The organism is Mongoliimonas terrestris (assembly GCF_001927285.1).
Classification (GTDB): Bacteria; Pseudomonadota; Alphaproteobacteria; order Rhizobiales; family Pleomorphomonadaceae; genus Chthonobacter; species Chthonobacter terrestris.
The window spans coordinates 176,651-197,194 of the sequence record NZ_MSIG01000006.1 but is presented as its reverse complement, the minus strand read 5'-3'; the positions used below and the strand labels follow the sequence as shown (position 1 = coordinate 197,194).

Below are 20,544 nucleotides of genomic sequence, written 5' to 3'. Positions count from 1 at the left end.
GTCAGTGCCCGGTCCGAAGACCGGGGAAGTGCGGGGCCGTCAGTAGAGGCTGCCGGCCAGCCGTTCGGCGGCAAGGCGGAGCCGAGCGGGCTCCGTCTCGCCGGAAAGCACGAAGACGTCCTGGCCGACCTGCCAGAACACCGAATCTCCATCCTCCAGCGCCAGCGCCGTCGGCGCCACCACGTCGAAGCTCGGCGAGCGGGCGGCGAACAGCGACACGCGTCCGGCGTCGTCCGCCTCCGCCATCAGCTCCACGCTGAAGCCGCCGGCGTAGGGGAAGATCTGCACGTCGCTCACCCGCCAATTCTGCGGCAGGGAAGGCAGCGCCAGGCTTGTGGCCCGGCGCAGCTCCGCCGGGTCGTACACCGCCGACTTCGGCTGCGACGGCACTTCCGCCCGGGTCTTGGCGGTCTTCAGGGCGGCGAGCGCCCCGTCCACCACCGGCGGCACCGTGGCGGCGACGCTCTCGCGCACGCCGGTGAAGCCGAACGACGCATGGGCGAACCAGCCGCCCGCCACGAGAAAGGCGGCAGCCGCGATCCGGGCCAGCGGCAGGAAGGAGCGACGGCTTGCAAGCCCGCGCTCCAGCACCCGCGCCTGCTCCACGAGGCGCAGCGTCGGCGGCGGCAGGTCGTCCGCCGGCAGCCGCAGCGCGTCGCGCACGGCAAGGTCCGCCATCACGGCGGCGGCGATCTGCGGATGCGCCGCCAAGTGGTTCTCCACCTCGATCCGACGGGCCGGGTCGAGCTGGTCGTCCACATAGGCGTGGAGGTCGATGTCGGTGATCCCATCAGCGCGGGTCATCCTGTCCTCCGATGATCTTGAGGGTCGGTCGAGCGGGTCCGGCGCTGTCCGCCGGATCGCTCTCGAGCGCCCGCAGCGCCGCCCGTGCGCGGCCGATCCGCGACATGAGCGTCCCCACGGGCACGTCCAGGATTGCGGCAGCCTCCTGGTAGGGCAGTCCTTCCACCGCCACCAGATGCAGCGCCTCCCGCTGGTCCTGCGGCAGCCGGGCGAAGGCCCGCCGGATCTGGGCGAGCCGCACGGCCGAATCCTGTCCCGGCTCGGCGGTCCTCTCGGCCACCGTCAGGCCGAAGGCGTCGTCCCGGTTCGTCTCGGCCTTCCGCCGGCGCACACCGTCGATGAAGGCGTTGTGCAGCACCGCGAACAGCCAGGCCTTCAGACTGCGCCGGCTGTCGAACGATCCGCGCCGCTCGTAGGCCTTGACCAGCGCCTCCTGCACAAGATCGTCCGCGTCGGCGTCGCTGCGCGCAAGGGTGCGCGCGAACCGCCGAAGCGACGCGAGGTGCTGGACGACATCGAAGGGTCCGTGGCTCGTCATGCCCCACATACGAAGCGCAAGCGCCACCCCATCCATAGCCGATGAAAAAAATCGTCGACGCGGTCGAAAAGCGCCGTTTTCGGCCCGAATCCGGTGAACCATACCGCATACGGGACGTTGCCCGACAGTTCGCCACCAGGAAAGGACGGAGGGCCCCCCATGGGACAAGCGACGGGACAAGCGATGCCGCGCCGGCAGATACTGATCATCGACCAGGATGACGAGGCCCGCCACCTGGCCGGCGTTCTCTTCGAGGAGAGCGATCTTCTCCCGGTCGACTGCGACACCGTCGACGATGCCATGCAGAGGCTCGAGACCTCCGGCGACCGGGTCGCCGCGGTGTTCGTCGACCTCGACGCCGCCGGATCGGCGGCCACCGACCTGGTCGAGCGCGTTCACGCCGAATGCCCATGGGTGCGGGTGATCGCCACCGGCGGCGACGATTCGCCACGCCTCGACACTGGCGACCGTTTCATGCCGAAGCCCTGGCTGCCGCTCGATCTCCTGATCGCCGCCGAAACCGCGGCCGGACGGCCGCTCCCCGGCAAGCCTCACTGACCGGAGCGGCGCGGGCACCCGGTTGATGCCCGTGCCGGCGCGCGAGCCGTCCGCAGAACGGCGGATCCACCGGCGTTGATCCGCAGAAGCTGTCCGTCGCGCGCATCTGCACCCTGAAGTCGCATCCGGCATAGCCCCGATATTCAGTTCGGCGGCTAACCGGCATAGCGTTGTCGGCATTGATCCGGCCCTCGCCGCCGCACCGCCCCGACTGGACGGTTCGGCGGCCGGGAGAGACCGGAGATGCCCACCGACGGATGCCGAGACCGCCCGACCGATGTCGATCCCCTTGCACCCCCGGATGCGCGCCCGCCTGGAAAGGACCGCGCTCCAACGCACCCTTGCGGCCGAAAACGGCCTCCTGGAGGCCATCGCCGCGGTCGAGGCGCTCGCGCGGGACATGACCCCGGAGATCGGCGCCGGCATGACGGAGGCCGTGCTCGACACCTGCCGCGTCCTGCGGCGGTCCATGGAAACCCACGCGCCGACCAGCCCGTCCGGCGCCGTCATCCGCCGCTTCCTGCCCACCCGCCTCGCCGAACTCCGCCTCGTCTGCACCGACACGGCGATGATGCTGAGCGACCGTGTGCTGATCGACGCCTGACCGGCGCGGTGGCGCCTTAATCCCGCGGCCAGCGCCACGACACTGGCGGCCCGGCGAGCGCGCCCGCCAGGAACACCAGCCGCGCGCCGACCTTGCGGCATTCGGCGAGGGCGATGATGCCGCTCTCGTCCCGCACGTCCACGGCGGCGCGCACCGGGATGTAGGCCATCGGCTGCCAGGCCGCCGCTTCCGGCCGCATCTCGCTGTCTGACGTCTCGCGCCCCATCGTCCGTCCCGCACGCTTCGTGATCTCGACCTCTCTAACCCATCAGTCCTGAAGCTGTTGCGGACGCGGCGCGGGAATGCGCGCTTGGCGTTGACGATCCCTTGACGGGTTCGCCGAAACACTGGGTCGCTTGCGACCGTGAACCGAACGTCGGCGAACGAAGCGTCGCCTGGAGCGTTGTGGGATCAGGCGTTGCGCGCTTGCGCGCCGCCGATCGACCTGGAGACCGGAATGCCCCCGAACGCCCCGCCCGCCGACGACAGCCGCCTGCTCGCCCTCCACGTCTACCGGGACGACGAGGGCGCGGCGTGCGCCTATGCGGACGTGCCGGAGGACACCGCCACCGGGCCGATCCGCCACACGATCCCGTTCGGCACCCCGCTCGACGAGGCGGAGCGCGCGGCCACCCTGCTCGCCGGCCGGCTCGGCCTCACCCTGGCGTTCCGCGATCCGCTCCGCCTGCGCACCGGCGTTGCGGTCGGCGACCTCGGCGTTCTCCACCCGCAGGATCTGAACGCCTCGAACGACGATTGACCCTTGCCGCCGTTCGCGTTGACGGTTTCGTGAGCACGCCCGCAAAGTCGGCAGGGCGCCCCTTTCCGAAACGCGAATTGCTGCTACCATCTTCAGGAACGGACCCCTTGCGCCGCAGTCGGCCCCGGATCCGCAACTGACGGCGTGCCGACCCGCGGGGGCCTTATCTCCGCCTCGGGCCGGCCCGCACCTCATACGCCGCCTACAGAACCGGAGGACGGATGATGCGTGTCGCGGGATGGCTACTCGGCTTCAGTCTCTTGGCCTCGCCGGCGCTCGCCGCCGACCCGGCCACGTCCATCAAATCCCTCATCGACCGTCAGATCGAGGCCTTCCTCGCCGACGACGGCGCCACCGCCTACAGCTTCGCCTCGCCGCGGCTGCAGGAGGTCTTCCCCAATCCGGACGTCTTCATGTCCATGGTGAAGAGCGCCTACCGGCCGGTATACCGGCCCCAGTCCGTCGCCTTCGGGCGCCTGCGCGACCAGAACGACGCCTACATCCAGGAGGTCTTCCTGGTCGACCCGGACGGCGTCGAGTGGACCGCCCTCTACGCCCTCCAGCAGCAGCCGGACGGCTCCTGGCGCATCGCCGGCTGCCAGCTCACCAAGGAACCGCGCGTCAGCGCGTGACCGACCCACCGCGCGTCGGCGCCTCACCGCCCTCCCCGCCGCGGACCGTCGGCCCGCGCGCACACGCCTGACGATCGCGCGGTCCTTGCGGACCAACGTCGCCTTGCGCCGTCCGCTGTTCCTGTCAGGATGGCGGATGGCACGTGGCGTGGGTTGGGGAGTTGGCCTTGCTGATCGAGGCGGTGGAAGCGACGGGCGCACGGCCGGTCCGGCACCGGATGGTGATCCTGTCCGTGCTCCTGATCGCGGCCTTGACGCTCGCCGCGACCGTCGTCGCGCGCCAGACCTTGCTCCCCGCCCTCGATGAAACCGCCCGCGGCCGGCTCTCCTGGGTCGGCGCCTCGCTCGACGCTGCCGTGGGGCGCTTCGCCTACCTGCCCGAACTCCTCGGCCGAACCGCCGAGATCCGCGCCCTCTTCGCGCCCGGCGCCGCCCCGTCGTCCGTCGACGCCGCCAACCGGGCGCTCGAAGTCACCGCCCGGTCGGCCGGCGCCGACGCCCTCTTCGTGCTCGACGCCACCGGCACCACGCTCGCGGCCAGCAACTGGCGCGAGGAGACGAGCTTCGTCGGCCGCAGCTACGACTTCCGCCCCTACTTCCGCGCCGCCATCAACGGCGAGCAGGGCCGCTACTACGCCGTCGGCGTCACCACCGGCGTCGCCGGCTACTTCCTCTCCGCCCCGGTGTGGGCCAAGGGGCAGGTCGTCGGGGTCGTGGTGGTCAAGATCAATCTCGCCCCGCTGGAGACCGAGTGGACCCGGTCCGGCGAACGGATCGCCGTCGTCGCCGACGACGGGGTCGTGCTTCTCGCGTCCCTCCCCGCATGGCGCTACCGCCAGCTGCTGCCGGCCGCCGCCGCGTCCGGCGGCATCCCCGCCGAACAGCGTTACGCCGACATCGAGATCGCGGCCGAGCCCATCCTCGACACGCCCCCGCGCCCGTCCGTCGTCCAGTCGGTGCGGCTCGACGGCAGCCGCGCCGCTGAGGCGCTCGTCGTCGTCAGCGACCTGCCGCACTTCGGCTGGCGGGTCCTCTACGCGGCGGACGTCACCGACGTCGACCGGCAGGTCGTCCAGACGGGGCTTGCCACCGCGCTCGCCGGCGCCCTCTTCGCCGCCCTCGCCGCCGTCGGCGTCCAGCGCCGGCGCGCGCGTCTCGCCGAGCGCGAGGCGCTCGTGCTCCTCGACCGGCGCGTCCGCGAACGCACGGCGGAACTCGCCGACGCGAACCACCGTCTCGAGGCGGAGATCCTGGAGCGCGGCAAGGCCGAGGCGGATCTCCACCGGACCCGCGACCAACTCGTGCAGTCGGCCAAGCTCGCCGCCCTTGGCCAGACGCTGGCGGGCTTTGCCCACGAGCTCAACCAGCCGCTCGCCGCCCTTCGCACCTACCTCGCCTCCGCGCGGCTCCTGATCGCCAAGGGCCGCACCGGCGAGGCGGAACAGACCGTCGGCGAAATGGCCGACACCATCGACCGCCTCCGCGACCTCAACGACCGGGTGAAGTCGCTCGCCCGGCGCGACGACGGCACCGGCGGCCCCATCGACCTCGTCCCGATCGTGGAACGAACCTTGCGCCTGATGACCTTCCGCTTCCGCGACGCGGAGATCGCGGTGGAGACCGCCCTGCCCGCCGCCCTGCCGACGACCGGCTCGGACAGCCGGATGGAGCAGGTCGTGCTCAACCTCCTCTCCAACGCCATCGACGCGGTGGGCGACAGCGCCGACCGCCGCGTCCGGGTTGAAGGGCGCCAGAGCGGCGGCTACGCGGTCCTCGAGGTCCACGACAGCGGCTGCGGGCTGGACGCCGAGGCGGCGGAACGGCTGTTCGAGCCCTTCTTCACCACCAAGCAGGCCGGCAAGGGCCTCGGCCTCGGTCTGGCGATCTCCCACCGGATCGCGCTCGACTACGGTGGCACCCTGGAGGCTCGCTGCTCGCCCCTTGGCGGCGCGGTGTTCGCCCTCTCGCTCCCGGTCCGGCGCATGATGCCGGCTCGGCTTCCGGAGGCGGCTGTCGATGGCGTCTCCTGAAGCACCGGCGCGGGTGCTCCTTGTCGACGACGACCCGGATGTCCGCTCGTCGCTCACCCAGTATCTCGGGCTCGTGGGCTTTGCGGTCGAAACCGTGCCGGATGCCCTCTCGGCGCTCGCCTGCCTGCCGGCCGCCCATCCGGACGTGGTGCTGGCGGACGTCCGCATGCCCCGGATGACCGGCCTCGATCTCCTCACCGAGATCCGGCGGCGCGGCGAGACCGCGCCCGTCGTGCTCCTCAGCGGGCACGGCGACGTGCCGATGGCGGTCGACGCCATGAGGCGCGGGGCGTTCGACTTCCTGACCAAGCCCTATATTCCTGAGCACCTCGCCGCCATTCTGGAACGGGCCGTGGAGGTGGCGCGCCTGTCCCGCCGGGTCGAGGCCTTGGAGACGCGGCTTGCCGCGGCGGAGGGGCTGGAGCGGCGCATCGTCGGCTCGTCGCCCGCCGCCGAGGCGCTCCGCGCCCGGATCCTCACGGTCGCGCCGCTGCCCGTCGACGTGCTGATCATCGGCGAGACCGGCACCGGCAAGGAACTGGTCGCCCGGGCGCTGCACGACTTCAGCGCCCGCCGGTCCCGCCCCTTCGTCGCCGTCAACAGCGCCGCCATGCCGGCCGAGATGGTCGAAAGCGAGCTGTTCGGCCACGAGGCCGGCGCCTTCACCAGCGCGCGCGACAAGCGCATCGGCAAGTTCGAGCACGCCCAGGGCGGCACGGTCTTCCTCGACGAGATCGAGAGCATGCCGCTCGCCGCCCAGGCGAAGATCCTCCGCGTCCTGCAGGAGCGGACCGTCGAACGGCTCGGCTCCAACCGGACTATCGCGCTCGACGTGCGCATCGTCGTCGCGGCCAAGCGCGATCTCCGCGATCTGGTGGCGACAGGCGCCGTCCGCAGCGATCTCTACTATCGGCTCGCCCAGGCCGACGTCGCTGTTCCGCCTCTCCGCGAGCGGGGCGACGACGTTCTCCTCCTCTTCGATCATTTCGCCGCCGCCATGGCCCGGCAGGTGGGCCGGCCCCGGCCGCCGCTCGACCAGGCCACCGCGGCGCGGCTCCTCGCGCGGGACTGGCCCGGCAACGTGCGCGAACTGAAGGCGGCCGCCGAACGCTTCGCCCTCGGCCTGGAGGGCGGACCGGTCGATCGGGTCGACGCGGCCGGCACCCTTTCCCTTGCCGATCGGCTCGCCCGGTTCGAGCGCGCGGTGCTGGCGGAAGCGCTGGATCGTCACGGCGGCGCGGTCACTCCGGTGCTGGAGGAACTCGACCTGCCCCGCCGCACCTTCAACGAGAAGATGGCGCGCCTCGGTTTGCGTCGCGAATAACATTGGGCGGATCGGCAAAATTCCGCCGATGGCCTTTGCGGCACCGGCGGAGTCTTGCCGACGCGGCACTGCTCAATCCCGCTAAGTCTCTCCTACTCAACATATTTTTAACGCTCGGCGGCGTGGCACGAGGTTTGGAACGGTTCTCACGGGAGCCTGGAGGGGCTCCAATCCAACGGGAGGACCAAAATGACTTTCAATCGTCGTGATATTCTCGCGCTCGCCGGCACCGCCGCCGCCGCCCCGCTCGTCGGCGTGCGCCCGGCTTTTTCCGCCGACTTCGTGAACGTGCTGACCGGCGGTACGGCCGGCATCTACTACCCGCTCGGCGTCGCCATCTCGGCCATCGTGGTGGAGACCGTGCCGGGCACGCGCCCGACCGTGCAGGCCACCAAGGGCTCGGTCGAGAACCTGAACCTGCTTGATGCCGGCAAGGGCGAAGTCGCCTTCGCGCTCGGCGATGCGGTGATCGAGGCGCTGGCCGGCAACGCGGACGTGGGCTTCAAGAAGAAGCTGGAGAACATCCGCACCCTCGGCGCCCTCTACAACAATTACGTTCAGATCGTCGCGCTCGCCGACAGCGGCGTCGCCTCGATCACCGACCTCAAGGGCAAGCGCCTGTCGGTCGGCGCGCCGAAGTCCGGCACGGAGCTCAACGCCCGCGCGGTGCTGAAGGCCGCCGGTCTCAGCTACGACGACCTTGCCAAGGTCGAGTATCTGGACTTCGCCCAATCGGTCGAACTGATGAAGAACCGCCAGCTCGATGCCACCCTCCAGTCCGCCGGTCTCGGCGTGGCGTCGCTCCGCGACCTTTCGGTCTCGGTTCCGGTGACCATCGTGTCGGTGGACCCGGCCATCGTGGGGACCATGGGCGTTCCCTTCCTGCCCGGCACCATCCCGGCGAAGACCTACGAGGGTCAGACCGCGGACGTGCCGACCGTGGCGATCCCCAACTACCTGATGACCCGCGCGGATCTCTCCGACGACCTGGTCTACGGCCTCACCAAGGCGATCTACGGCAACCTGGACAAGCTCGTGGCGGCCCATGCCGCCGCCAAGAAGATCGATCCGGCCGCGGCCGGGAAGAACCCGATCGCCCCGATGCACCCTGGCGCGGCCAAGTATTTCGCCGAAGTCGCCGGCTGATCGCCCTCTCCGCGTCGCCGCTCCCACGTCGCCCGGCTTTCGTCGTCACGGCTCGGGAGCGGCCCTTCATCGCTTGTCCAGTTCCAGTTCGAGTCCAAGCCATGCTTGCTTCAGAACCGTCCCAAACCTTTGTTGCACCGGTGACCGAGGAGAACCCGGAGTCCCATCTGCCGCATGCCTATCCGGCGTCGCGGCACGGGCTTGTGCTGTTCTGGATCGGCGTCGCCTTCGCGACCTTCCAGATCGTCACCTCCTTCGGCATCCCGCTCGACCTCGCCGTCGTGCCGGGCCTCACCGCCATCAACGTCGCCGGCGTCGTCCTCCTCGGCTGGCTCGGCTGGCTCTTCCTGGTCCGCGGCGCCGCGAAGGACCCTTGGCTCGCCGTGCCCGTCGTCGCGCTGGCCGTGGTCTGGGCCATCCTGGCGCTCTATCCGGGCGGGGTTCCGAGCGTCGTCACCCGCGCCATCCACGTGGGCTTCCTCTGCCTGCTCGGCGGCGGACTGCTGGCCAGCGTCTCCGGCCTGCCGAAGAGTCGTCAGGCGCTCCTGTGGGGGCTCGGCGTCGCCGGCTTCCTGGTCGGCCTCTACCACTGGGGCTTTCATGAAGAGCTGATGATCAAGGCCGGTGAGATCGAGCCGCACGACGTGGTGATCGGCACCGTGGCGATCGTCGGCCTCCTCTTCCTGGCGTGGTTCGCCATGGGGCCGGCCCTCACCGTGGTCGGCATGATCTTCCTGCTCTATTCACTGTTCGGCCACTATCTGCCGGCGCCGCTCGACCATCGCTCCTTCGACTTCGAGCAGGTGATCGAGCACATGGCCTTCTCCACCGAAGGCATCTACGGCACGCCGACGCTGGTCTCGGCCACCTACATCTTCCTCTTCGTCCTGTTCGGCGCCTTCATGGAAAAGGCCGGCGTCGTCGCCTTCTTCAACGACGTCTCCATGGCGATCTTCGGTCGCTCCAAGGGCGGCCCCGCGAAGGTCGCCATCGCCACCTCCGCCCTTCTCGGCACGGTGTCCGGATCGGGCGTCGCCAACGTGGTGGCCTCCGGCCAGTTCACCATTCCGCTGATGCGCCGCTACGGCTTCAAGAACGCCTTCGCGGGCGGCGTCGAGGCCACCGCGTCCATGGGCGGCCAGATCATGCCGCCGGTGATGGGCGCGGTCGCCTTCATCATGGCCGAGACCATCAACGTGCCCTATTCGGACATCGTCCAGGCGGCCATCGTCCCGGCGCTCCTCTATTTCGTCACCTGCTTCTGGTCGGTCCACCTGGAAGCCGGCAAGCTCAACCTCCACGGCATGGCGGCGACGATCCTGCCGAGCGCCCGGAAGGTGATCCGCGAACGCTGGTTCCTCGTCCTGCCGCTGATCGTGCTCGTCGTCCTGTTGTTCGGCGGCTACACACCTTTGTTTGCCGGCTCAGTCGGTCTCATGCTGACGTCGATCATGATCATCGGCGCAGCCTTCGCCCTCGGCCTTTCCACGGCGGTCCTCCGGCTCGTGTTCTGGATGGGGCTTGCGGGCATCAGCGCCGCCTCGCTCTGGTACTCCGTCAGCGCGGTCGGCCTCGTGGTCCTCGCCCTCGTCGTCGCCGGCCTCTTTTCCGGCAAGGTCCGCCCCGCCCTCGTCGGCTGCGTGGACGCCCTCGCCGAGGGCGCCCGTCAGGCGATCCCGGTGGGTCTCGCCTGCGCGGTCGTCGGCCTCGTCATCGGCACCATGACGCTGACCGGCCTCGGCACCGTCATCGGCGAGGCGCTGATCGCCATCGGCAAGGACAATCTCCTGCTCACCCTCGTGCTCACGATGGTGTTCAGCCTCATCCTCGGCATGGGCATCCCCACCATCCCGAACTACATCATCACCTCCTCCCTGGCGGCACCGATCCTCCTGGAGATTGGCGTGCCGCTCATCGTCAGCCACATGTACGTCTTCTATTTCGGCATCATGGCGGACCTCACCCCGCCTGTGGCGCTCGCCGCCTTCGCGGCCGCGCCCATGGCGAAGGAGACCGGCATGCGGATCGCCGTGCAGGCGCTCCGTATCGCGCTACCAGGCTTCATTCTGCCTTACATGGCCGTTTACAACCCGCAGCTCATGCTACAACCTGTCCCCGGTTTGGAGGGCGCCGCCTACTGGGCGTCGGCTGCCTTTGTCATCGTGAAGGCGCTCGCCGCCGTTCTCCTCTGGGGCATCGGCGCCTTCGGTTGGCTCGCCGGGCGGGTCAGCGTGACGGAACGGGCGGTCGCCATCGCCGCCGCTCTGCTACTCGTCACCCCGATGCTCGTCACCGACCTCCTCGGCTTCGCCCTCGGTGGCGCCGTGGTGGCCTGGCACATCATGCGCATCAGCAAGGGAAAACAGATGCTTGCGGCCGGCACCTGATCCGCTTTTCAAAGACGGGGCACGCCGCGTGGCGTGCCCCGACCGGCTCGGATCAGGCCGTCAGTTCGGGTAGATCCAGTTCGCCCATCACCCAATTGACGAACGTCCGCACGGCCCGCCGCGGCCGGACCCGCTGCGGAAAGACGACGAAATGGCCGGTATAGGTGATGTTCCGGGCACTCTCCCTGAGCGGCGCCACCAGATCTCCCCGCTGCAGTTCCCTTTCCGCAAGTTGCGTTGATTCCAGCGTAATTCCCATTCCGTCCACCGCCGCGGTGATCGCCATGAAGCTCCGATCGAACCGGTTTCCGTTCGGCGCCGGGGCCGGCAACCCGTTGGAAGCAAACCAGTCCGGCCAGCGCACCCGCTTGTGCTCGCTCTCGATCAGGCTGAACGCATAGAGGTCGCTCGGCTGCCTCACCTTCTCGGCGATGTCCGGCCGGCAGAGCGGCGTGACGAGCTCCTCGCGGAGCGGCAGCACGATCAGCCCGTCCTGGCGGGGCTGGCCGTAGCAGATGTCCAAGTCGAATTCATCGTTCTGGAAACGGGGATAGTTTGTGTCCGCCGAGAACCGAACCTCCAGCCCGGGATGTTCGATGAGGAAGCGACTGAGCCGCGGCATCAGCCATTGGGTCGCGAACGACGGCGCGCAGTGCACCCGGAGCAGCTTGTCCGAGCGCGATCCGACCATCGCGATGCCCTGGCGCAGACCGTCAAGTGCATCAGAAACATGGCGATAGAGCACCTCCCCGCCCGGGTTCAGCCGCACCACCCGACCGTCCCGCTCGAACAGGGACGCCCCGATCTGATCCTCCAGTTTCCGGATCGCGTGGCTGACGGCGGAGGCTGAAATGCCGAGTTCCTCCCCGGCGACGCGGAATGACCCCGTCCGGGCAGCAGCCTCGAAGGCGTGAAGAGCATTGAGCGGGAGCGAGCGCGTCATCGCGACCATGAATCCAATTCATCGATCCACGCATTTTATTCGTTTTTTTCAGGATGGCCATCCGCGCATAGTCCGGCCTCAAGAGGAACAGTCTCCAGGGAGGGGGAACATGCTGCTTTCGGGCAAGACCGCCGTCATTTCGGGGGCCGCTGGGCCGCGCGGTATCGGCTTCACGACCGCCAGGACCTTCGCCGCCCAGGGCGCGCGGGTGGCCATATTGGACATCGACGGCGCGGCCGCGCGCAATGCCGCCGCCGAACTCGGCCCCGAGCACATCGGCGTCGCCTGCGACGTGACCTCCCGCGCCGACTGCGACAAGGCCGTCGCCGCCGTGCTCGACGCCTTCGGCCAGATCGACATCCTGATCAACAACGCCGGCATCACCCAGGCGATCAAGGTCTGGGACATCGGGTCGTCCGACTGGGATCGCATCCAGGACGTGAACCTGAAGGGCGTGCTCTTCCTCAGCCAGGCGGTGATGCCGCACATGCGCGAACGCAAGGCCGGTTCGATCGCCTGCATGTCCTCCGTGTCCGCGCAGCGCGGCGGCGGCATCCTCGGCGGCGCGCACTATTCGGCCGCGAAGGCCGGCGTGCTCGGCCTCGCCAAGGCCATGGCCCGCGAACTTGGCGGCGACGGCATCCGCGTCAACTGCGTGACGCCGGGCCTGATCCAGACCGACATCAACGCGGGCAAGATTTCGGACGAAAAGCGCGTCGAAATCCTGGCCGGCATCCCGTTGAACCGCCTCGGCGTGCCGCAGGACGTCGCCAACGTCTTCCTCTTCCTCGCGTCGGATCTGTCGGCCTACCTGACCGGCAACACGATCGACGTCAACGGCGGCATGCTCATCCACTGAGGCGCCGGCCGGAGACTTCCCCATGACATCCCCCTTGATCGGACACAACGCCAGCCTGGCGGTACGGGCGCGGTCCATCCGTCGCAACGCCCTCCTGATGGGCAAGGTGCAGGGCCAGGGCTATATCGCCCAGGCTCTGGACTTCGCGGACGTCCTTGCGGTCCTCTACTCTACGCTCTGACCTACCGCCCCGAAGAGCCCGACTGGGAGGGACGCGACCGCCTCTTTCTCTCCATCGGCCATTACGCCATCGCGCTCTATGCGGCGCTGGTGGAAGCCGGCTTCATCCCCCGGGAAGAGATGGACACCTACGGCGGCGACGACAGCCGCCTGCCCATGTCCGGCATGGCCTCCTACACGCCGGGCATGGAAATTTCGGGCGGCTCGCTCGGCCAGGGGCTGACCATCGCCGTCGGCTCCTGCCTCGGACTGAAGCGGAAGAGCTCCAAGTCCTTCGTCTACAACCTTCTTTCCGATGGCGAACTCGGCGAAGGGTCGACCTGGGAGGCAGCCCTCGGCGCCGCCCACTGGCGGCTCGACAACCTGATTGCCGTCGTCGACATGAACAACCAGCAGGCCGACGGTCCGTCGTCCCAGGTGCTCTCGTCCGAACCGGTCGACGAGAAGTTCCGCGCCTTCGGCTGGTACGCCGAGCGGGTCGACGGCCATGACATCGGCGCGCTGGTGGCGGCCTTCGACCGGGCCCGGACCCACCCCGAGCCGAAGCCGCGCGTGATCGTCTGCGACACGCTCATGGGCAAGGGCATTCCCTTCCTGGAGGCGCGCGACAAAAACCATTTCATCCGTGTCGATGCCGACGAATGGGACAAGGCGATCGCCATTCTGGATCGGGAGACCGCGTCATGAAGAAGGTCTTCACCCCCGCCGATCCGTCCAAGCCGCGGCTTTCGACCTCCGCGATGATCGCGTCCTTCGCGGCCGAAGGCCAGAAGACGAAGCCGGCCCCCTTCGGCCACGGCCTCGTCGCGCTCGCCAAGGCGCGGCCCGAGGTGGTCGGCATGTCCGCCGATCTCGCCAAGTACACGGACTTGCACATCTTCGCCCAGGCCTTCCCGGACCGCTTCTACCAGATGGGCATGGCCGAGCAGTTGCTCATGGGCGCCGCCGCCGGCATGGCGAAGGAAGGGTTCATCCCCTTCGCGACCACCCATGCGGCCTTCGCGTCGCGCCGCGCCTACGATTTCATCGCCATGGCGATCGCCGAGGAGAACCTGCCGGTCAAGATCGTGGCCGCCCTCCCCGGCCTCACCAGCGGCTACGGCCCGAGCCACCAGGCCACCGAGGATCTGGCCATCTTCCGCGGCCTGCCCAACCTCGCCATCATCGACCCCTGCGACGCGCTGGACGTGGAGCAGGCCGTCGCCGAGATGGCCGACCACCCCGGGCCGGTCTACATGCGCCTCCTGCGCGGGCAGGTGCCGCTCGTCCTCGACGAGTACGGCTACCGGTTCAAGCTCGGCAAGGCCGCGCTGTTGCGCGACGGCACGGACGTTCTGTTCGTCGCGTCGGGCATCATGACCATGCGGGCGCTGGAAGCCGCGAAGGCCATGGCGGACGATCGGATCGACGCCGCCGTCCTCCACGTGCCGACCATCAAGCCCCTCGACGAGGCCGCCATCCTGGAGGCCTGCGGCAAGCCAGGGCGGCTCGTCGTCGTCGTGGAGAACCACACCGTGATCGGAGGCCTTGGCGAAGCGGTCGCGGGTGTGCTGATGCGCGCCGCCGTCCATCCGCCCTTCGCCCACATCGGCCTGCCGGACGCCTTTCTGGACGCCGGCGCGCTGCCCACCCTTCACGACCGCTACGGCCTGTCCACCGCCGAGATCTGCCGGCGGGTGAAGGCCCGGCTCTGAAACCGGACATGGCGGCCTCCGCCGTGTCCTCCCCCACGGATCCCGGCGCGGCCGCGGGTCCGGTCCTTGCTTCGGAAGACGCTGAACAAACGCGCACCGAACAACTCGATACGGCCCCCGGAGGGGGCATCAGACGGAGGAAACCGATGTCCATGATCAAGTCCCCGATCAGCCGCCGCATTCTGCTCCAGACCGCCGCCCTTGGCGCGGGCGTGCTGGCGATGCCGACCATCCTGCGCGCCGCGCCCACCAAGATCTTCCTCGGCCATGGCGCCGCGCCGGGCAACCCCCGGTCGGTGGCGGCCGACAAGTTCGCCGAGATCGTCAAGGAGAAGTCCGGCGGCGCCATCGAGATCACCGTCGCCGGCGCCGCCCAGCTCGGCGACGACGCCGCCATGCTGACCAGCCTTCGGACCGGCGTGCTCGGCATGTCGGTGAACAGCCAGGGCGCCGCCTCGGCGGTGGTTCCGGAGGTCGCCGCTCTCGGCCTGCCCTTCCTCTTCCCCAGCGCGGCCGCCGCCATCAAGGCCTGCTCGGGCGAGATCACCGCCACCTTGAGCGCCCGCTACGAAGAGGCCGGCATCGTGCTCCTGGGCTTCTGGGACAACGGCATCCGCAACATCACCAACTCCAAGCGGCCGATCAACGTGCCGGCCGATCTGAGCGGCCTGAAGCTGCGCACCCCGCCGGACCCGATGACCGTCGACATCTTCCAGTCGCTGGGCGCGGCCACCGTGCAGATCCCCTTCGCGGAGGTCTATGTGGCGCTGCAGCAGGGCGTGGTGGACGGGCAGGAGAACCCGCTCACCAACATCCACTCGGCCAAGCTTTTCGAGGTCAACAAGTACATCAGCCTGTCGGCCCACAAGTGGGAATCCAATCCGGTTCTGGTGTCGAAGATGATCTGGGCACAGCTCGACCAGAAGGGTCAGGACGTGATCCGCGAGGCCTCCATGGAGGCGGGCGCCATGCAGGTGCAGATGAACGCCGACAAGAACGACGCGCTCCTCGCCGAGTTCAAGGCGAACCCCGCCGTTGCGGTCAACGAGTGCGACCGCGCCGCCTTCCAGAAGGCGACCGCGTCGGTCTACGACAAGTGGCTCGCCAAGGACTTCGGCGCCTTCGTCCAGTCGGTCATCAAGACGGCCGGCGCCTGACATGACCATGGCAACCGGGTCTCTCTCGGGCCGTCGGCCACCGCTCATCGCGGTGGCCGACAAGGTCGACGGCGTGATCGTGCTCCTGTGCAGGGTCATTGTGGTGAGCGCGGGCGTCGCCCTCCTCGCCGCCATCAGCATCGGCGTCCTGTCCCGCTACATCATCACGGTCGGCGGCATCGACTGGGCGGAGGAACTGCCCAAGCAGATCTTCGCCTGGTTCATCATGGCGGGTGTCGTTCTCGCCGTTCACGGCGGCAACCACATTGCCGTCGATCTGATCCACGGCGCCCTGTCCGAACGGCTGAAGAGAGCGCTCATCGTCGCCACGAACCTCCTGATCGCCGCCGCCTACGTCTACCTCGGCGCTGTCGCCAAGCAGGTCGCCGACATCGTGGCCTTTGAAATCAATCCGATCCTCGGGACACCGGGGTCGATCCCCTACTGGGCCCTCTCGGGCGGCGCTTTCCTGCTCGCCGTGAGCGCCCTGTCGATCGCGCTCCGCGTCGCCATGCTGGGGTCGGCCGCCGCGCCGCAGGGCCGTGCCGAGGACAGCGTCCAATGATCGCCTTCCTGCTCATCGCCTTCTTCGTCCTGCTCGCGCTGGCGGTTCCGGTCGCCCACGTGCTGGTGATCGCGTCCGGCGGCGCCATCCTGTGGGGCGGGCAGTTCCCGGTCATGCTGGTCGCCCAGCAGATGGTGAACCAGACCCAGAGCTTCCCGATGCTGGCCCTGCCCTTCTTCATCCTGGCGGGCAGCCTGTTGATGTCCGGCCGGCTCGGGGAGAATCTGATCGGGTTTGCATCCGAGTTGATCCAGCGCCGCCACGGCGGCCTCGGCTCCGTCAGCGTGGTCGGCTCGACCATCTTCGGCGGCGTGTCCGGCTCGGCGGTGGCCGACGCCACGGCCCTCGGCGGCATGCTGATTCCCTGGCAGAAGCGCGAGGGCTATCCGGCCGGGTTCGCGGCCGCCAACAACGCCGCCTCGGCCACGATCGCCATCCTCATTCCCCCGTCCATCCCCTTCATCCTCTACTCGCTGGTCTCGGAGGTCTCTGTCGCCGACCTCTTCCTCGCCGGTGTCGTCCCCGGCCTGATCCTGACCGTCGGCTTCGTGGCGGTGAACAACATTTCCGCGCGCGTCCGGGGCTTTCCCCTCGTGCGTTCGCCCTTCGACGGGGCGAAGGTCCGGCGCCTGTTCGTCGCGGCGCTGCCGGCGCTCCTGATGCCGGTGATGATCCTCACGCTTCTGCGGTTCGGCTTCGCGACCCCGACGGAAGTCTCCGTTGTCGCCGTGCTCTACGCGATCGCCGCCGGTGTGCTGGTCTACCGGGACATGACGGTGAAGCGTTTCGTCGAGGCGATGATCGCGGCGGGCGTCGCGACCGGCGTCGTCATGCTGGTGATCATGGGCTCGTCGGTGGTCGGCTGGCTGATGACCTGGGCGCAGGTGCCGCAGACCTTCGCGGCCTGGTGCCTCGAAGTCCTGCAGGATCCCATGCTGATCATCCTGGCGATGAACCTGATCATGCTGGTCGCGGGCATGTTCATAGACTTGCCGGCCGCGATCTTGCTCCTCGGTCCGATCTTCGTCCCGCTGGCGCTCGCCATCGGCCTCGACCTCACCCAGCTCGGTGTGATGATGGTGCTGAACCTTGCCCTCGGGCTCTACACGCCCCCGGTCGGGACCACGCTCTTCATCTCGTCCTCGATCGCCGGCGTCTCGATCATCAAGGCAACCCGAGAGCTGTGGCCCTTCTATCTGGTGGCCATCGCCACGGTACTCGCCTTCAGCTTCATTCCTGCCCTGACGCTCTAATTCTGCCGCCGGCGCGGTCGGGTGTTCGCACTCGGCCCGCCGGCACCATTCCCGACACGGATCTTGCGAGGCTTCGATCCCGATGCCCGACGACCTTCCCATGCCCGTCTTGTTCCCCCCGGTCACGCCGGCGCCGCTCGCCGCCGCCGCCCACGCGATCCGCTTCCTCTCCGTCGACGCCTTCCTGGCGGCCGGCGAAGGCCATCCGGGCGCTCCGCTCGGCATGGCGGAGATCGCGACGGCGCTCTTTGCCGATCACCTGAACTACGACCCGACGGATCCGCTGTGGCCGGACCGGGACCGGCTGGTGGTCTCCAACGGGCATGGCTCCATGCTGCTCTATGCCCCGCTGCATCTCGCCGGCTACGCGAAGATCTCGCTCGATCAGGTGAAACGCTTCCGCGAACTCGGCTCCCACTGCGCCGGCCATCCGGAGTACGAACCGGACGCCGGCATCGAGACCACGACCGGACCGCTCGGCCAGGGGATCGGCAACGCGCTCGGCATGGCGATCGCCGAGGCGCATCTGCGGGCCCGGTTCGGCGCGGACCTCATCGACCACTACACCTATGCCTTCGTGGGCGACGGGTGCCTTCAGGAGGGAGTCGGGCAGGAGGTGATCGCGCTCGCCGGCCACCTCGGCCTCGGCCGCCTGATCTTCCTTTGGGACGATAACGAGATGACCGACGACGGCGTCCTGTCGATCGGCGCCTCGGAGGACGTCCCCGCCCGGTTCCGCGCCGCCGGCTGGCACGTCTCGGCGGTCGACGGCCACGATATCGCGGCCGTCTCGGCGGCGATCGCGGCGGCCAAGCAGGATCCCCGACCGTCCATGATCGCGTGCCGCACCACGATCGCCCGCGGCATCCCGCGCGTGGAGGGCCAGCGCGCCGGCCATGGCGGCAAGGTCTTCCCGGACGATCGGGCGGCGATGGCCGAACGCTTCGGCTGGACGGCCGGCAGCTTCGATATCCCGGCCGACGTCCGGGCGACCTGGCGCGGCTTTGCCGACCGCGCCGCGCCGCGCGTGGCCGGCTGGCGCCAGCGTTTCGCATCCGCGCCGACGGCGATGCGGGATGCTCTGGGTGGTGCCATGGCGGGCAACCTGCTGGACGGCTGGCGCAAGCCGCTCCATGCCTACAAGGTGGCCGCCGCCGAGAGTGGCGAGGGCCAGCCCGGTATCGCGAGTTCCGGCGACGTGGCCGCCCTGCTCTACGACCGGGTGCCCGAGCTCATGACCGGCTGCGCCGATCTGGAAGCCTCGACCAACCACAAGCGCCAGCTCGCCGCCTTCACGGCCGATCACCCCGCCGGTCGATACCTCCACTGCGGCGTGCGCGAGCACGCCATGGCGGCGCTCGCGAACGGCCTCGCGGCCCATGGCGGCGTGATCCCGGCGGCCGTGACCTACCTGGCTTTTTCCGACTACGAGCGGCCCGCCATGCGCATGGCGTCCCTGATGGGTCTGCCGGTGAAGTTCGTGTTCAGCCACGACTCCATCGGCATCGGCCGGAACGGCCCCACCCACCAGCCGGTGGAGACCCTGGCCTCGCTGCGCGCCATGCCGAACATGCTCGTCTTCAGGCCGGCCGACGCGGTGGAGACTGCGGAATGCTGGGAGATCGCCATGGAGCACCGGACCGGTCCGGTGACCTTTGCCCTCTCGCGCCAACCGCTGCCGCTCGTCCGGCGCGACGGCGGCGCGGAGAACCGGTCCGCGCGGGGTGCCTACGTGCTGTCGCTGGAAACCGGCGGATACCGGCGCGTCACCTTGATGGCGACCGGCTCGGAGGTGGCGATCGCCCTTGAGGCGAGGCGGATCCTGCAAGGGGAAGGCATCCCGACCGCCGTGGTGTCGATGCCCTGCTGGGAGCTGTTCGAGGCCGAGGATCCGGCCTACCGAGAGGCCGTCCTGGAGCCCGGCACCGTGCGGATCGGCATCGAGGCGGCCGTGCGGTTCGGCTGGGACCGCTGGCTCGGCGCCGAGGGCGCCTTCGTTGGGATGTCCGGCTTCGGCGCGTCCGGCCCGCCGGAGGCGTTGTTCCGGCATTTCGGGATCACCGTGGATGCCGTCGTGGCCGCGGCGAAGCGCCAACTCTGAGAGGATCGGTCCCGTCATCATGGAGAACATCGTCTTCCTCGACAACGAGACCCTCGCGCCGCAGGTGACGCTGCGGCGTCCGGCCTTCGACCATGCGTGGACGGCCTACGACAGCACCGCGCCCGACCAGGTGGTGCCCCGATGCCGCGACGCCAGCATCGTCGTCCTCAACAAGGTCCGCCTCACCGCCGAGGCGATGGAGCAATTGCCCGCGCTGAAGCTCGTCGCCGTCGCGGCGACCGGCACCGACTGCGTGGACAAGGAGGCCGCCAAGGCGCGCGGGATCACGGTCGTGAACATCCGCGGCTATGCGGTTCACACGGTTCCGGAACACACCTTCGCGCTGATCCTCGCCCTGCAGCGCGCGATCGTCCCCTACCGCGCCGCCGTCCTCGACGGCGCCTGGCAACGGTCGGGCCAGTTCTGCTTCTTCGATGCCCCGATCCGCGACCTCGGCGGCAAGCGCCTCGGCATCGTCGGGGCCGGCGTCCTCGGCAGCCGGGTGGCGGCGATCGGCCGGGCGTTCGACATGGTGGTCCGTCTCTACGATCCCTGGGCACCCGCCAGCACCCCGGACCTCGTGTCGTTCGAAGACCTGATCGGCGAGTCCGACATCATCACCCTGCACTGCCCGCTGACGGCGGACACCGAGGGCCTGATCGGCATGGCGGCCTTCCGCCGCATGAAGCGCCAGCCGCTGATCATCAACACCGCCCGCGGCGGCATCGTCGTCGAGGATGACCTGGAGACGGCCCTCGACGAAGGCCTCGTCTCGGGTGCCGGCATCGACGTCACCATGCCCGAACCGCCCCCCGCCGACGGTCCGCTGATGCGGATGGCGGCGCGCCCGAACGTCATCGTCACACCGCATGTGGCTTGGGCGTCGAACGAGGCCCAGCAGGCGCTCGCGGATCAGTTGATCGGCAACATCGAGGCTTACGTAGCCGGCACGCCGCGCAACGTCGTCTGAATCCGGCGCTACGTTGCGTTACACGGGAGCTACGTTGTC

The 20,544-nt window shown here is 69.2% G+C and carries 19 protein-coding genes and 1 pseudogene; 16 read left to right on the top strand and 4 right to left on the bottom strand.

The genetic code is table 11. The annotated features are described in order from the left end of the window. Window positions 1-39: 39 nt before the first annotated feature. Together BUQ68_RS10895 and BUQ68_RS10890 are read right to left on the bottom strand one after the other, a co-directional pair. Entirely contained in the window at window positions 40-804 is a 765-nt protein-coding gene (locus BUQ68_RS10895; protein ID WP_075215979.1) for an anti-sigma factor family protein, read from the bottom strand. Further along, entirely contained in the window at window positions 791-1,342 is a 552-nt protein-coding gene (locus BUQ68_RS10890) for a sigma-70 family RNA polymerase sigma factor (RefSeq protein WP_075216137.1), read from the bottom strand. The genes BUQ68_RS10895 and BUQ68_RS10890 overlap by 14 nt, the downstream gene beginning before the upstream one ends. Before the next feature lie 159 nt (window positions 1,343-1,501). On the opposite strand from BUQ68_RS10890, the gene BUQ68_RS10885 reads away from it, so the two are divergent. Beyond that, window positions 1,502-1,900 (top strand): DNA-binding transcriptional response regulator, encoded by a 399-nt coding sequence (locus BUQ68_RS10885; protein WP_139315208.1) that lies wholly within the window; start codon window positions 1,502-1,504, stop codon window positions 1,898-1,900. 277 nt (window positions 1,901-2,177) lie between these two features. After that, on the top strand, window positions 2,178-2,504 hold the full coding sequence (locus BUQ68_RS10880) for a hypothetical protein (RefSeq protein WP_139315207.1): 327 nt from the start codon (window positions 2,178-2,180) through the stop codon (window positions 2,502-2,504). A gap of 16 nt (window positions 2,505-2,520) precedes the next feature. Here the strand turns inward: BUQ68_RS10880 and BUQ68_RS10875 are convergent, their stop codons facing one another. Continuing rightward, the gene (locus tag BUQ68_RS10875) at window positions 2,521-2,730 is read right to left on the bottom strand and encodes a hypothetical protein (RefSeq protein WP_139315206.1); all 210 of its coding nucleotides are present in this window, start codon (window positions 2,728-2,730) and stop codon (window positions 2,521-2,523) included. 231 nt (window positions 2,731-2,961) lie between these two features. Between BUQ68_RS10875 and BUQ68_RS10870 the strand changes: the two genes are divergently transcribed. The 6 genes from BUQ68_RS10870 to BUQ68_RS10845 all read left to right on the top strand — a co-directional run bounded on the left by BUQ68_RS10870 (window position 2,962) and on the right by BUQ68_RS10845 (window position 10,783). Then, window positions 2,962-3,264, top strand: a complete 303-nt coding sequence (locus BUQ68_RS10870; RefSeq protein WP_139315205.1) for a hypothetical protein — start codon at window positions 2,962-2,964, stop codon at window positions 3,262-3,264. Between the two features lie 221 nt (window positions 3,265-3,485). Further along, window positions 3,486-3,896 (top strand): DUF4864 domain-containing protein, encoded by a 411-nt coding sequence (locus BUQ68_RS10865; protein WP_083656481.1) that lies wholly within the window; start codon window positions 3,486-3,488, stop codon window positions 3,894-3,896. Window positions 3,897-4,063: 167 nt separating this feature from the next. Then, window positions 4,064-5,926, top strand: a complete 1,863-nt coding sequence (locus BUQ68_RS10860; protein WP_139315204.1) for an ATP-binding protein — start codon at window positions 4,064-4,066, stop codon at window positions 5,924-5,926. Beyond that, a complete protein-coding gene (locus tag BUQ68_RS10855; protein ID WP_075215973.1) occupies window positions 5,913-7,250 on the top strand; it encodes a sigma-54-dependent transcriptional regulator in 1,338 nt (445 codons plus the stop codon). Before BUQ68_RS10860 ends, BUQ68_RS10855 begins: the two co-directional genes overlap by 14 nt. 189 nt (window positions 7,251-7,439) lie before the next feature. Then, window positions 7,440-8,396, top strand: a complete 957-nt coding sequence (locus BUQ68_RS10850) for a TAXI family TRAP transporter solute-binding subunit (RefSeq protein WP_075215972.1) — start codon at window positions 7,440-7,442, stop codon at window positions 8,394-8,396. Window positions 8,397-8,536: 140 nt separating this feature from the next. After that, window positions 8,537-10,783 carry a TRAP transporter permease gene (locus BUQ68_RS10845; RefSeq protein WP_245293218.1) on the top strand — a complete coding sequence of 749 codons (2,247 nt, stop codon included), beginning with the start codon at window positions 8,537-8,539 and terminating at the stop codon, window positions 10,781-10,783. Between the two features lie 52 nt (window positions 10,784-10,835). Here the strand turns inward: BUQ68_RS10845 and BUQ68_RS10840 are convergent, their stop codons facing one another. Next, window positions 10,836-11,726, bottom strand: coding sequence for a LysR substrate-binding domain-containing protein (locus BUQ68_RS10840; RefSeq protein WP_075216134.1), 891 nt, complete (start codon window positions 11,724-11,726; stop codon window positions 10,836-10,838). 109 nt (window positions 11,727-11,835) lie between these two features. On the opposite strand from BUQ68_RS10840, the gene BUQ68_RS10835 reads away from it, so the two are divergent. The 8 genes and pseudogenes from BUQ68_RS10835 to BUQ68_RS10800 all read left to right on the top strand — a co-directional run bounded on the left by BUQ68_RS10835 (window position 11,836) and on the right by BUQ68_RS10800 (window position 20,505). Continuing rightward, on the top strand, window positions 11,836-12,585 hold the full coding sequence (locus tag BUQ68_RS10835) for an SDR family NAD(P)-dependent oxidoreductase (protein ID WP_075215971.1): 750 nt from the start codon (window positions 11,836-11,838) through the stop codon (window positions 12,583-12,585). Between the two features lie 22 nt (window positions 12,586-12,607). Beyond that, window positions 12,608-13,452, top strand: a pseudogene (locus tag BUQ68_RS10830) (transketolase). Continuing rightward, entirely contained in the window at window positions 13,449-14,459 is a 1,011-nt protein-coding gene (locus tag BUQ68_RS10825) for a transketolase family protein (protein ID WP_075215970.1), read from the top strand. The pseudogene BUQ68_RS10830 and the gene BUQ68_RS10825 overlap by 4 nt, the downstream one beginning before the upstream one ends. A 152-nt stretch (window positions 14,460-14,611) precedes the next feature. Continuing rightward, window positions 14,612-15,616: a TRAP transporter substrate-binding protein gene (locus tag BUQ68_RS10820; RefSeq protein WP_075216133.1), complete on the top strand. Its 1,005-nt coding sequence runs from the start codon at window positions 14,612-14,614 to the stop codon at window positions 15,614-15,616. Window positions 15,617-15,623: 7 nt separating this feature from the next. After that, the gene (locus BUQ68_RS10815; protein WP_075216132.1) at window positions 15,624-16,181 is read left to right on the top strand and encodes a TRAP transporter small permease; all 558 of its coding nucleotides are present in this window, start codon (window positions 15,624-15,626) and stop codon (window positions 16,179-16,181) included. Continuing rightward, complete coding sequence (locus tag BUQ68_RS10810) at window positions 16,178-17,434, top strand: TRAP transporter large permease (RefSeq protein WP_075215969.1); 1,257 nt, start codon at window positions 16,178-16,180, stop codon at window positions 17,432-17,434. Before BUQ68_RS10815 ends, BUQ68_RS10810 begins: the two co-directional genes overlap by 4 nt. A 100-nt stretch (window positions 17,435-17,534) precedes the next feature. Then, a complete protein-coding gene (locus BUQ68_RS10805) occupies window positions 17,535-19,535 on the top strand; it encodes a transketolase family protein (RefSeq protein WP_075216131.1) in 2,001 nt (666 codons plus the stop codon). Window positions 19,536-19,554: 19 nt separating this feature from the next. After that, window positions 19,555-20,505: a D-2-hydroxyacid dehydrogenase gene (locus BUQ68_RS10800; RefSeq protein WP_075215968.1), complete on the top strand. Its 951-nt coding sequence runs from the start codon at window positions 19,555-19,557 to the stop codon at window positions 20,503-20,505. Window positions 20,506-20,544: the final 39 nt, after the last annotated feature.